This window comes from Acidimicrobiales bacterium (genome assembly GCA_030747595.1).
Taxonomy (GTDB): Bacteria; Actinomycetota; Acidimicrobiia; order Acidimicrobiales; family MedAcidi-G1; genus UBA9410.
The window spans coordinates 117,949-130,594 of record JASLKK010000008.1; the positions used below are offsets into that span (position 1 = coordinate 117,949).

The 12,646-nt window shown below is 63.0% G+C and carries 13 protein-coding genes and 1 tRNA gene; 8 read left to right on the top strand and 6 right to left on the bottom strand.

Going from position 1 to position 12,646, the window contains the following annotated elements:
* Nucleotides 1-82: 82 nt before the first annotated feature.
* From QF777_08100 to QF777_08110, 3 genes are read left to right on the top strand one after another with little or no spacing between them, the layout of a single operon-like run.
* Nucleotides 83-604 carry a DoxX family protein gene (locus tag QF777_08100; GenBank protein MDP6911509.1) on the top strand — a complete coding sequence of 174 codons (522 nt, stop codon included), beginning with the start codon at nt 83-85 and terminating at the stop codon, nt 602-604.
* A gap of 15 nt (nt 605-619) precedes the next feature.
* Complete coding sequence (locus tag QF777_08105; GenBank protein MDP6911510.1) at nt 620-1,714, top strand: phosphotransferase family protein; 1,095 nt, start codon at nt 620-622, stop codon at nt 1,712-1,714.
* A gap of 26 nt (nt 1,715-1,740) precedes the next feature.
* On the top strand, nt 1,741-2,769 hold the full coding sequence (locus QF777_08110; protein ID MDP6911511.1) for a histone deacetylase family protein: 1,029 nt from the start codon (nt 1,741-1,743) through the stop codon (nt 2,767-2,769).
* Nucleotides 2,770-2,800: 31 nt separating this feature from the next.
* Here the strand turns inward: QF777_08110 and QF777_08115 are convergent, their stop codons facing one another.
* Both QF777_08115 and QF777_08120 read right to left on the bottom strand, forming a co-directional pair.
* The gene (locus tag QF777_08115) at nt 2,801-3,184 is read right to left on the bottom strand and encodes an MmcQ/YjbR family DNA-binding protein (protein MDP6911512.1); all 384 of its coding nucleotides are present in this window, start codon (nt 3,182-3,184) and stop codon (nt 2,801-2,803) included.
* Between the two features lie 25 nt (nt 3,185-3,209).
* Nucleotides 3,210-3,286: transfer RNA gene (locus tag QF777_08120), tRNA-Ala, on the bottom strand.
* A 336-nt stretch (nt 3,287-3,622) separates the two neighbouring features.
* On the opposite strand from QF777_08120, the gene QF777_08125 reads away from it, so the two are divergent.
* A complete protein-coding gene (locus QF777_08125; GenBank protein MDP6911513.1) occupies nt 3,623-4,132 on the top strand; it encodes a hypothetical protein in 510 nt (169 codons plus the stop codon).
* Nucleotides 4,133-4,343: 211 nt separating this feature from the next.
* Here QF777_08125 and QF777_08130 read toward each other — a convergent pair whose 3' ends face one another.
* The 4 genes from QF777_08130 to xseA form a co-directional block, all read right to left on the bottom strand.
* Nucleotides 4,344-5,441 (bottom strand): DNA adenine methylase, encoded by a 1,098-nt coding sequence (locus QF777_08130; protein ID MDP6911514.1) that lies wholly within the window; start codon nt 5,439-5,441, stop codon nt 4,344-4,346.
* 232 nt (nt 5,442-5,673) lie between these two features.
* Nucleotides 5,674-6,495, bottom strand: coding sequence for a hypothetical protein (locus QF777_08135; GenBank protein MDP6911515.1), 822 nt, complete (start codon nt 6,493-6,495; stop codon nt 5,674-5,676).
* Between the two features lie 3 nt (nt 6,496-6,498).
* A complete protein-coding gene (xseB, locus tag QF777_08140) occupies nt 6,499-6,732 on the bottom strand; it encodes an exodeoxyribonuclease VII small subunit (GenBank protein MDP6911516.1) in 234 nt (77 codons plus the stop codon).
* Nucleotides 6,733-6,743: 11 nt separating this feature from the next.
* Entirely contained in the window at nt 6,744-8,009 is a 1,266-nt protein-coding gene (xseA, locus tag QF777_08145; GenBank protein MDP6911517.1) for an exodeoxyribonuclease VII large subunit, read from the bottom strand.
* A gap of 239 nt (nt 8,010-8,248) precedes the next feature.
* Here xseA and QF777_08150 point away from each other — a divergent pair, with 239 nt between their 5' ends.
* The 4 genes from QF777_08150 to QF777_08165 form a co-directional block, all read left to right on the top strand.
* The gene (locus QF777_08150) at nt 8,249-10,093 is read left to right on the top strand and encodes an AMP-binding protein (GenBank protein ID MDP6911518.1); all 1,845 of its coding nucleotides are present in this window, start codon (nt 8,249-8,251) and stop codon (nt 10,091-10,093) included.
* Nucleotides 10,090-11,064 carry a branched-chain amino acid ABC transporter permease gene (locus tag QF777_08155; protein ID MDP6911519.1) on the top strand — a complete coding sequence of 325 codons (975 nt, stop codon included), beginning with the start codon at nt 10,090-10,092 and terminating at the stop codon, nt 11,062-11,064. Before QF777_08150 ends, QF777_08155 begins: the two co-directional genes overlap by 4 nt.
* Nucleotides 11,061-12,314, top strand: coding sequence for a branched-chain amino acid ABC transporter permease (locus QF777_08160; protein ID MDP6911520.1), 1,254 nt, complete (start codon nt 11,061-11,063; stop codon nt 12,312-12,314). The genes QF777_08155 and QF777_08160 overlap by 4 nt, the downstream gene beginning before the upstream one ends.
* A gap of 72 nt (nt 12,315-12,386) precedes the next feature.
* Nucleotides 12,387-12,646 (top strand): hypothetical protein (locus tag QF777_08165; protein ID MDP6911521.1); only part of this gene is annotated, 260 nt, incomplete at its 3' end.

A 12,646-nucleotide genomic window follows, 5' to 3' on the forward strand; every position in this document is an offset into this window, starting at 1 on the left:
GGATCTCCTCGTCCAGCGGGGTCCGGTCCCCCGGTAGTGTCCGCGTCGGTCGAGTCCTGCCCACCTGACCGGAGGTATTTCCATGGAACTGACCACTGACGCCAACCTGGCTCTGCTGATCCTTCGGGTGGTGGTGGGTCTGACGTTGGCCGCCCATGGCTGGAACAAGTTCACTGGCGGGGGGAAGATCCCGGGCACCGGACGGTGGTTCGACAGCATCGGGATGCGCCCCGGGAGGCTGAATGCCTATCTTGCGGCGTCGACAGAGCTGGGAGCCGGCGTGCTGATGGCCGTGGGCCTCCTCCATTCGTTGGCTGCCGCGGGCGTCATCGGCGTGATGACTGTCGCCGGTTGGACGTCGCATCGCAGCAACGGGTTCTTCATCATCAAGGAGGGCTGGGAGTACGTTTTCGTGCTCTCGGTGGCCGCTCTCGTGTCAGCTACCACTGGCCCCGGCTCCTGGTCGGTGGATGACGTCCTGGGCATCGCCGACGACCTCGACGGCATGACCGGGCTGTGGATTGCGCTGCTGCTCGGCGTGGGCGGTGGTGTCGTCCAGATGCTCACCTTCTACCGGCCATCCAGCGTGGCGCGGGGCGACTGACCGGACCGGCGGATAGTGCCAGACCACCTCAGGGGCCCGCTGGACGAAGACCTGGACCTCCGGGCATTGGAGGAATGGCTGGTCGACCGCCTCTCTGACGACGGGGTCGGGGCCGTGCGATTGGCGGCACCGGTCCGACCCGAGGGCGGCTACTCGGGAGAGACGCTGATCCTGCCTGCCGTCGTCGAGAAGGATGGCCGGGAGGTTGAGGAGCGCTTCGTCGTGAGACGGGAGCCTCCGGAAGCGGCCATCTACCCGGCGCAGTCGCCGACCACCACCGTCGAGGTGGAGCTGCAGTGGCGGGTGCTGCGGGGACTGGAGGACCACTCCGAGGTGCCCGTGGCCCCGTCAATCGGCTTCGAGCCGGACGGGAAGATCCTGGGTGGACCGTTCTTCGTGTCCGGCTTCGTAGCCGGCGACATACCGCGGGAGGATCCGGCCTACGTGGCCGAGGGCTTCTATGCGGAGGCCACGCCTGAGCGCAGGCGGGCCATGAACGAGGCGGCGGCGCAAACCATCGCCACGGTGAACCGGGTGGACTGGATGACCGCCGGCCTCGGTCACCTGGTCCCGGAGGGGTGTGAGCCCACGAACCTTCGCCAACTGGACCTGTGGGAGGAGTTCGCCACGGGCGAGTTGCGAGGGCGCCTGCATCCGACCCTGGCCGAAGGTTGGCGGAGGCTCAGGGCCGAGGTTCCACCCGATGCTCCACCGGCTCTCTGCTGGGGTGACTGCAGGCTGGGGAACATCTTCTGGGATGGAGCCAGGCCGGCCTGCACGACCGACTTCGAGGGGGCGACCATCGCCCCGGCGGAGTTCGACCTGGGATGGTTCTTGAGCTTCGACCGGTGGATCCACGAGGCCTGCGGGAATCCCCGCCTGGACGGCGAGCCCTCCCGGGAGGAGCTGGTCGGGGTGTACGAGCGGGCGTTGGGACGCCGGGCTGTGGGTGTGCGCTGGCACGAGGTCTTCGGCGCGGCCCGCTACTGCGCCGTCGTCCTGCGGGTCATGAACCGCCTGGAGGAACGCGGCCTCCTGCCACCCGGGAGCGACCTCTACCTGGGCGGCGGGGTTACTGATGCCCTGCGGATGCAGTTGGAGGAACGCTGAACCGGCGGCCCACCTACGGTGACGGCATGCAGGTCATCCTGAGCGACGATCACCGTGCCCATTTCCCGTCCGCGGAACTTTTCGAGGGTGGCCTGGTTCGGCCATTCGAGTGTCCGGAACGATGGGACCACGTGGTGGCCGCCCTGGATGCGGCCGGGTTCGAGGACCGTCATGATCCTGAGCCGGTCGACCTGGATGGGGTCGTTCGGGTCCACGATCCTGCCTACGTTGACTTCCTGCGGACGTTCTGGGAGGACTGGACGGCATCCGGGCATACGGGCGACGCCATCCCCACGATGTTTCCGGTGCGGGGACTCCGCCACGATCGGGTGCCCCTGGAGCCCGATGGTCGGCTGGGGTACTTCGCCTTCGCCGCTGAGACGGCGATCACCGCCGGGACGTGGAGGGCCGCATCGGCTGCTGCGGCAATTGCCCAGACCGGGCAGCGCCTTGTCGCCGCCGGGTCGCCGGCGGCCTTCGGACTGTGCAGGCCGCCGGGCCACCATGCGTCGTCCGACCAGTTCGGCGGCTACTGCTTCCTGAACAACGCGGCCATCGCCGCAGAGGGGTTCCTCGTCGACGGAGCCGATCGGGTGGCGGTACTGGACATCGACTTCCACCACGGCAACGGCACCCAGGGCATCTTCTGGGAGCGGGCCGACGTGCTTTTCACGTCGCTCCACGGGCACCCGGCCGACGCTTTCCCGTACTTCCTCGGTTATGAGGACGAGACGGGGGCCGGTCTCGGAGAGGGCTGCACCGCCAACTATCCGATGCGCCCCGGCACGGGCTTCGCCGAATGGTCGACGGCCCTAGACGATGCCTGCCGGCGGATCCTCGCCCACCGACCAGATGCCCTGGTGGTGTCGCTGGGCGTGGACACCTTCGAGGGCGATCCGATCAGCTTCTTCCGCCTAGCCACCGCTGACTACCTGGAGGTGGGCCACCGTATTCGCGCCCTGGGCCTGCCCACCCTGTATGTGATGGAAGGTGGCTACGCGGTGGCGGAGATCGGCGCCAACACCGTCAACGTCCTGACCGGACACATCGGCTGACCAGCAGGCTCCCTGACGCCTGATCCGGTGATCAGACGTTGTCCCGTTCGGCCAGCTGGCGCTTGGTGGCGACGAGGCGCCAGGCATCCTCGACCACGGCGGCCACCTCGTCCCAGTCGAGGTCCACGTCGAGCCGCAGGCCGACCCATCCCCGGGGGCCCACGTAGGGGGGGACGAAGAACCGGTCCGGTTCCTGGTCGACCAGCTCGGCCTGTACCCCGGCTGCCGCCTTGAACCACAGGGTGGGACGGTCGTCCTCCTGATGGTGGTGCAGGTTGCAGAAGGCCGTACGCCTGACCACGGCGAAGGTAGGCATGCCGTGGTTTATCCGCTCCTCGACACCGGGCAGTGGGAGGCAGGCAGTCCGTAGCCCGGTCAACAACGCCTGATCCTGAGCGTCACGATCCGTGGTCATCCGGTTATCGACAGACGACGATTCATGGTGGAGCTGATGGGAATCGAACCCACGACCCCCTGCTTGCAAAGCAGGTGCTCTAGCCAACTGAGCTACAGCCCCGTGTGGTCCCGTCGGGACGCGGCCCAGCGTACGAGGAGGGTGACCGTGGTCGTTGGCCATTCGGGTCATGCCGGCGGATGCATTCTTCCGCCAGCGGTCAGGGAATGACGAGCTGGAGCGGGGTGTGACGGGCGAGGACGTCGAGGTCGATGTCGGCGTGCAGGATGGGGATACGGGCCTCGATGGCGGCGGCGATGAGGCAGTCGATGAGTCGGCGTACGGTTTCCCCCTGCCCAGAGGTTGTAGCGAAATTGTCGGGGCTTTTGCGGGCCGGCTCCTTCGTGGAGACTGTGGGTCTTCTAGTCCGGCTATTGGGGGTGACGAATGGTTCCAGGTATGGATAGTGAGAAGTTGTCAAGGCGGACAAAGCAGCCAGGGCACGATCAGACGTTCCGTGCTTCTGAGGCGAACTTCATGGAGGTAGCCAGAAGGTGCCTTGACCCGTCCAGGTACCGAGTTGAAGAACAACCACGAGAACTGGCTCACATCTTCGATGACCAGAGCGGAGAGTCGGTGCTCGGTGTTCAACCTGAGGCGGTTGTTGAGTCCCTAACGACAAAGCGCCGCTTTTTCGTTGAGGTAAAGAAACAAGGGCCACGCGGCAATGCCGAAGAGCGGGCTTGCAAGCACCACACAGTCCGATTCGTTCAACACCTACACGACCTATATGAATACGACTATCACCCATACGTAACCGTGTTCTGCGAGAACCTTGCGACCGACAGGAGATACACCCTCAAGTTCCAATACTTGTTTGAACCTGACAACTACTTCCTCTGGGTCGGCTACGACCTAGACAACTTGAAGAACTACCTAGAAGGTCGCTGCCAGGCGTGGCTTGACTGAGTAGGTGGGTCCGATGGTTACCAGAAGTGAGGGATACAGACGGGGAGTCCCCAAGGAGGAGGAGGCCCTTCAGGTTGTCGAATCCTTCTTGGGGACTCGCCGTCTTTGTTCCACTTCCCAGGCTCAGGTGGCAGCGGCACGACGGTAACTGGGAGTTCCGGGGTGATAGCCAGGCCGAGTCAGTCGAGGCAGTTCGCACCCTGCTCGGTCTCTAGCCGTTGAACAGAGAACCCTGGCCAGATGGAGATTGGACGTTGTCGGGTTCTTTGGAGAACCCCTCGGTCATCCGTCGCACGGTCGCTGGCTCACCCGCAATGACCACGTACTCGAGATTGCGGAGGTGTGAGACCTTGCCGACTTTGTCACCGTCCGGGTTGAAGATCCCGATCTGGGCGCCGACGTACCGTTTGGAATCAAAGGCCAGAGCAACCACCTCACCGTGAACGCTGCAGAGGTCGATCAGGTCCTCTTTCTCGATCCAGGATTCGTCGTTGTAAGACAGGATGACCACTTCAGCCTTGACTGACGTAATGGCATCGGCCAGCACAGCGGGCATCTCGCGCTTGCGGTTGTAGGCACTCTTCGTTTCTGGGTCACGCGAATCGATCCGTTTACACGCGACGCCGTAGTGCTCTGGGTTGTCCCAGGCCACGAGGGTCTCCCAGATGTGGTAGTTGGTGAAATAGCGGTGCTGGTTGTATGGCGGGTCCAGATAAGCGAGATCGAATGGACCGATCTGTTTAGCTAGTTCGTTCGCGTCACCTCGGAGCACTTCTCCGCCTCCCGGCAGGAGTTCCGGTACCCGGAGTTCAAGATCATTGAAGGAACGTCGTGCCCATTTCTTCACGTAAGCCATCTGCACGCCGGTCGTTGAGTCAACGCGATCGGCGGCTTCGATGAGGCTCGTCAAGAGAATCGGAAACAATGGCGACCCTCGGAACTCCGCTTCGAGAACGTCACGGATCGCATCCACGCGCTCACCGTTGAATGGCTGAAAGAAACGTGACTGCACACAGAACGTGTCAGTGAAGTAGCCGGGGGAACCAGGCACATGGGATAGATAATCCAACGCCTCTGTGAGTTCCTTGTTGGAAACCGAACGACTATCAGCGGCGATGTAGCACTGCGCGAAAACCTCCGAGTACCGAGCAATGTCGACAGCGGTGACATACCCGCCCAGCCGCTTGAACTCTTGGGCAACCCTTGTCGTGCCGGTGAACAGGTCCAGCGCCGTGGTGGCCCCCGATGCTTCGAAGAGTTCGCCCAAGACAGGAACAAGGCGCCGCTTCGACCCGATGTATTTGATCATTCGCTCAACCTGCCTGACACGACTGGCCCATTCACCCGTCTACCGGCATTATGCCGACCGCCGGTGACAGTAAGGGTGCTTGGCCTCGAACCGGGGACAGTCACGGCGCTAGCCCGGGTCCGGCGCATGGTGGAACCGTTCGCCGGGAGCCCAGGGCTTAACGAGACCTGATCCGGCCGGGGATCTCGTACCCGGATCAGGAGGCGGGTCGCCGCCTGTGGATCCCGTCGGGTCAGGCCGCGATGGGTCGCCCGAACGGCAGGTCGGTGAGCCAGCCGGCCATGAAGGCCTCGGCCCGTTCGCAGGCACCCAGGATCGGACCGTCCCCGTGGCCGAGAACGTCACCGATGATGGTCGACACCGTGTCACGAACCGCGTCCACCTCGCCGACGAGGGGGCCGGCGGTGGTCACGAAGTCCGGGAGGGCCAGCACGCCGTTTCGCCGGCAGTGGGCTACCGCCCTGGTGGTCAGCGGGAGCGGACCGGTGGGCACGACGGCCCGGACCCGGAGTTGATCTGCAACTCCGTGGTCGATGGCGCCGACCTTGGACCCCACGAACAACAGGTCTGCTGTCGCCGTGAGTGGGTCCGGGGCTTCGACGAGCGACAGGCCACGCCCGGCCAACTCGTCGAGCAGGGCCGGTCCGGCCGATCCATCAATCACGGCGGTGCTTGCGTCTGGGCAGGCGGCGAGTCCGGCGGCCACCGCCCCGGCTGTAAGCAGGACGGCGTTGGACGGGGTCTCGACGTCGCCCAGCTCGCCCGCGGCAACGCCCTTACCGGCGGTGAGCCGGTAGTCGACGTCCCACCCGGCCACCTCGGCGACGAACGCGGCCACAGCGGTGTCACGGCCATCGGGAGCGGCGTTGATGCCGGCCGAGATCCCGGTTTCCCGGCGCTCGAGGACGGCCAGGGCGTAGGTGGTCGACCGAGCCAGGTCCCTTGCTCCCCCCTGGAGGATCTTGGGTGCACATCGCACGCCGCCGGTCCCGGCCACATCGGTGAGGTCGATGGCCACGAAGGCGTCGGTAGAGGTGAGCTTGCGGATGAACACCGGTCAGCTGTCCGACTGCTGTTCAGCGGCTTCAGGGTCGAGAGCGGCGATTACCCGGGTGACGTGGAGACGGGCGTCATCGAGACGGGAACGGCAGTGGCGGATAAGTACGTCGGCCCGCTGCACCCGCTCGGCCAGCAGGTCCACGTCGGCGGTGTCGGACTCCAGGGTCCCGAGGATTTGCTGGAGTTCGTCGAGGGCTTCGGCGTAGCCGGGCAGGTCCCCATCGGTGGTCACTGGTCGCCCTCCTAGCTGGCCGGGTTGTTGTCGTCGACGGTACTCGCCACCTGACCGCCGGCCAGCGTCGTGACCAGGGTGTCGCCGGTGCTCACGTCGTCGGCCGTGCGGACCAGCGAGCCGTCGGTCCGTCGGGTGATCGACCAGCCACGGGCAAGTATCCGGATGGGGTCCAGAGCGCGTACCCGGGCGGCCAGGCCGTCGAGTTGTCCGCCTTGTCGGTCCAGGAAGGTTCCTGGACTCCTGACGAAACGAGTGGTGGCCGTCTCGATCTGGTCGGCGTGGCGGGTCAGTCCGGCCGATGCCGACCGGTTGGTTCGGTGGGCTACCTCGTCGAGACGGTCACTGGCTCGGTCGACAGCAGCTCGGGCCCGGTCGGCAATGGTCATTCGCAGTCCGTTGACGGCATCGGAGAACGCCTGGACCTGTTCGACGAGGGCGGCCGCACATGCCGTGGGCGTTTTCAACGCCGTATGGGCCGCTTCGTCGGCCACCGAACGGTCGATCTCGTGTCCGATTCCGGTTACCACGGCTACGTCGAGCGCGGCAATGGTACGGGCCAATACCTCAGCGTCGAAGGCCGCCAGGTCAGTGGCTGAACCACCACCGCGGATCAGGGCGATCACGTCGGGCTGGTGGGTAGCAACCACAGACAGAGCTTCGGCGAGATCGACGGCCGAGCCGTGGCCCTGGACACGTGCGTCGTGTTCGAGCACTTCGAAGGGCAGTCCGCTGCGGACCAACTCGTCGGTGAAGTCGGCATGGGCTGCCGAACCCACGCTGGTCACCAGCCCAATTCGCAGGGGTGGCACCGGTATGAGGTTGGCCCGATTAGCCCGTAGCAGCCCCTCGTCGGCCAGAGCATGGAGCAGGCGGTCGCGTTCGGCGGCCAACAGTCCCAGAGTGAACGTGGGGTCGACGCCGTGCATGATCAGTTGGAGGCGACCGCTGGGCGGGTAGAAGTCGAGCCGTGCCCGGATACGGAGTTGCAGGTCGTTGCCGAGGGCCAACCCGCCGGCCGAGGCCAGCGTCTGGTCTACGCCGGGGCGCGCTCCCTTGAAGAGGGCCACGCTGAGCTTGGCGGCTACCGCTCGTCCCGGTACGTCAGATGGCTCCACCAGGTCGAAGTAGGCGTGGCCACTCCGGGCATCGTGGAAGCCCGATATCTGGCCCTCGACCCACAGGTCTTCGGGGAACAGGGTGGTCAGTCCGTCCTTGAGTAGGTGGGAGAGGTCCTCGACGGACAACACGGGGAGCTCACCCGATGGTTCGACCACGAGTCGAACCTAGCCGTGGTGATTCCAGGCTGGGGTTCGTCACCAGAATGTCATGGCCGACCTTGGACCGACGTCTCTACCTTGGGTTACTTTCCTGTATCTCGCCTAGATGGTTTAAGGCCAGATATTCCAAGTATTGGCTATCGGGCAGGCAATTTCTATGGTCCAGCGGCCGATGGTTCAGCGGCCGGTGGAACTTAAGGGGGTGAAACATGGCTATAACGCTCGAGGAACGTCCTATGTCTGACGTGCCGGCGTCGACGGTCACCGTGGCCAGCCTCGCTCGGGACTGGGCATCGCGCGAACCCTCCCGTATTGCCATGCGGGAGAAGGACTTCGGCATCTGGCAGGAGATCTCCTGGCTCGAGACCTGGGAACTGGTGCTCGATGCCGCCCACGGACTCTTGGCCCTCGGAGTACAGGTGGGTGACCGGGTGTCCATCCAGGCTGAGGATCGCCCGGAATGGGTGATCTTGGACCTGGCCACCGTGGCCGTCCGTGGGGTCACCGTGGGTTTCTATCCGACCAACCCAACGGCAGAGGTGGAGTACCTGCTCACCGATTGTGAGTCGACGGTCCATCTTGCCGAGGATCAGGAACAGGTCGACCGGGTTCTGGAGATCGATCGGGCCGGGCTCGGCAACCTCACGAGGATTCTCTACTGCGAACCCCGGGGAGTACGCCAGTACGACGACGAACGTCTACTGGACTGGAACGACTTCCTGGACCTGGGCAGGGATCACCGAGCGGCCCACGAGGGCGCTGTCGAGGCGCTCATGGAGGCAGCGGAGGGCGACGATGTGATGACCCTCGTCTACACCTCTGGAACCACCGGGCCCCCGAAGGGGGCGATGCTGACCAACGTCAACACGGCCTATGCCATCGGAAAGATCACGGCCGAGGACGGATTGAGGGGAAAGCGGGCGCCGACCGCCGATGACCTTGTGGTCACCTACCTCCCGTTGTGCCATGTGGCCGAACGAATCTTCTCCACGTGGCACATGGTCTCGTGCGGGCTGTGCCTCAACTTCGCGGAATCGATTGAGACCGTCACGATCAATCTGCGCGAAGTCCAGCCCACGTTGTTCTTTGCCGTTCCCCGCATATGGGAGAAACTCCACGCCTCAGTGTTGATCAGAGGCAACGATGCCTCACCGTTCAAACGCCTCTGGCTCCGGTTTGGACTTCGCCTGGCCACCGTGATCGGCCGGGACAAGGCGGCCAATGGTGGAAGCCATACCGTTCGGAGTCGCCTGCTGGCCGCCATTGGCAACCCATTGGTCTTCCGAGCCATGAGAGAACGCATCGGGTTGCGGCGGTGCTGGCACGCAGGGTCCGGTGCTGCGCCCATTGCCCCCGAGGTGCTCGAGTTCTTCATGGGCATCGGCGTACCCGTCTACGAGCTTTATGGCATGACCGAGAACGCGGCAGTGGCCACCACCAATGTCCCGGGTCGGATGATTCTGGGCACGGTCGGTGAGCCGTACCCCGACATCGGTTTTCGCCTGGACCCCGAGACCGGCGAGATCCAAACGAAGCACCCCGGGGTCTTTGCCGGCTACTGGAACAAGCCCGAGCAGACGGCAGAGACGTTCACCGACGACGGATGGCTCATGACCGGGGACGTCGGCGAGTGGGTGGACGATTCTCATGTCCGGATCATCGACCGGATCAAGCACATCATCATTACGGCGGGCGGTAAGAACATCTCGCCGTCGGAGATCGAGAACAGCCTCAAGACCTCGTTGTACGTCAAGGAGGCCATGGTCATAGGCGACCGTCGGAAGTTCCTCTCGGCGCTTATCGGGATCGAGTTGGACACCGTGGGTGACTGGGCCCTGAGAAGGAACATTCCCTACACCACCTACCGTGACCTTTCCGAGAAGCCCGAAGTCTTGGAGCTGATCCAGGGCGTGGTGAACGAGACCAACAATAAGTTCGCCCGGGTCGAGTCAATCCGGGAGTTCCGGATGATTCCCAAGGAACTGGACCATGAGGACGGCGAGCTCACAGCAACCCAGAAGATCAAGAGGTCTTCCATGGAGGAAGCATTCAATGAGCTCATAGAAGAGATGTACGCGTGAGTGGTCTCCCTCTGGTGTTGGCTGCCAACGCCTTTGACACCTTCGTCCAGACTCTCTTCAAGGCCTTAGCTCTAGGGTCGCTTTATGCGCTTCTGGCGCTCGGATTCGTCCTTATCTACAAGGCCACCCAGACGGTCAACTTCGCCCAGGGGGCCTTGGCCCTGGCTGGTACTTGGTTCTTGTCCATTATTTTCATGGATTGGAACGTTCCCGGACGCTGGATCGGTGGCCCGGGCTGGTTCCACTGGTTCATCGCGCTGGTGTTGGCGGCAGCCACGACGGGAGTGCTTGGGCTTGTCATCGAGCGGCTAACAATCCGGCCGATGATTGGTGAACCCGTCTTCTCGATGGCTGTCATCACCCTCGGCCTTGAAGTAGTGGTCCGCGTCGTTGCCTTTGATGCGGTTAACACAACGCCTCGGGTCCTCGGTATCCCATGGGGTGCCGAGACCTTCAAGATCGGAGGTGCGATGGTCGCCTGGTCCTATGTGGCAGCCATTGGCATGGCAGCCGCTGCCTTTCTCGGGACTTGGCAGTTCTTCAAGACGCGAACCGGTGTCGCCATGCGGGCCACAGCGTTTGATCAGGAAGCCGCATTGGCCCAGGGCATCAGTGTCGGACGGATCTTCGCCATCGCCTGGGCGGTTGGGTCTGCTCTTGCTGCAATCTCTGGGATCTTTGCATCAATGCCACCTTGGGGACCGGCAGGCATGGCCAGCCGGGAAGGAGCGTTCTTTGCTTTTCGAGCACTGCCAGCGGTCATTCTCGGTGGTCTGGATTCGGCCCTCGGAGCACTTGTTGGTGGTCTCATCGTTGGTTTCGCGGAAGTGTTTGCTGGCCAATACCTCGCTAGGTACACAGGGGTACTTGGGGCCGGCTACCAACAGGTCGTGCCCTACGTCGTCATGCTTATAGGCCTTCTGGTCAGGCCGTACGGCCTGTTCGGCACTAAGGAGATTCGGCGAGTATGAGGGGTCGACCGAACCTTTACATCTCGTATGAGAGCGAATCGCAGCTCATGCCGACAACCACCAAGAAGGTTCTCTTGGGTCTTTTTCTCTTGGTTCTCGTGCTAATGCCTTTCGACCTTCCGGTCATCGATCAGATTCCGTTCGTTCGCTTTCTGGGCGAGAACGTTTGGCTTCGGTTGATCAACAGGACAATGTGCTTTGCCATTGCTGCGCTTGGCCTCAACATCTTGATGGGCTTGGCCGGCCAGATCTCTATTGGCCACACCTTCTTTGGTGGCGTCGGTGCCTATACGGCCGTCTTGGTCGGGGGTAAGGGTTCTGCGAACCTTTGGGGGTGGGGCCTTCCGATGTGGCTCTGGCTTCCTGCTGCCGGGGTAGTCGCTGCGGTAGTAGGCATAGCGGTGGCCCCCGCTGCAGTTCGAGTTCGTGGCCTGTACCTGGGCATTGTCACTCTTGGCCTGATCTTTATCGGACTCCACCTATCGCGAGTCTTTCCTGAGATCGCGGGCCCAGGTGCTCTAGGTCGAAAGTGGCCAAGAATGGAGCTCCGTCTCTGGAAAGAGGAGGAACCAATCCTCGACTTCTCCAGGGACGGCCACTGGTTCTGGTTCGACATCAACAAGAACCAGAAGACCTATCTGTTCCTGCTGGTTGTTCTCATCCTGATGGCGTGGATGGCTGCCAACCTGGCTCGGAGCAGGACTGGTCGTGCTCTGCAGGCCATCCGGGATCGTGACGTCGCTGCCGAGATCATGGGTGTGCCCGAATACCGTTACAAGACCACAGCGTTCGCGATTTCGTCTTTCTACGCCGGGATTGGCGGGGCTCTGTTTGCCTCACTCTCTGTGCAGCTACCTCCTGAACAGTGGGGTCTCATTGGTGCAGTGAATTTCATCGCAGCCCTCCTTATTGGTGGGATGGGACGAGTGTCCGGAGTTTTGATGGGTTCCTTTTTCGTTATGACGTCCCATCGCTTTGTCGAGGAGATAGTCGACTGGATGAAGCACCAAGTCGAAGAGGAAGGGACATTCTCGGCTCTGTTCGATTTTTTCATCAGTACGGGTCGTGGCGATGGGGGCGTTGTCTCGGTAATGGAAACCGCTCTTGGCTACCCGTTGCCAGTTAGTGCCCTTGATGACATCATCTTTGGCCTCCTGATCATCTTCTTTCTACTATTCGAACCTCAAGGGCTCTATGGGATCTGGATCAAGATTCGCAACTACTGGAAGGGGTGGCCGTTCAGCTACTGAGCCGCCGCCCGCCAACAAATCTCAGGGCCTATTGGGCCCACTGGGAACCAACAACATGAGGGGATTACTGACATGAAGCGATTTACCAGAGTGTTGGCGTTACTGCTGACATTCACGATGGTCGCCGCGGCCTGTGGCAGCGACGACGATGGGGATGCTGCGCCGGCTACTACGGCTGCGCCGGCTACTACGGCTGCGCCGGCTACTACGGCCGCGCCAGCTGCGCCGGCTGCGGATTCGTCGGATGCCATCAAGTTGCCGATCCACAACTGGTCGTCCCAGATCGCCGGCGTCTACGCCGTTGGTGCGATCCTGGAGGCAACCGGTAACTC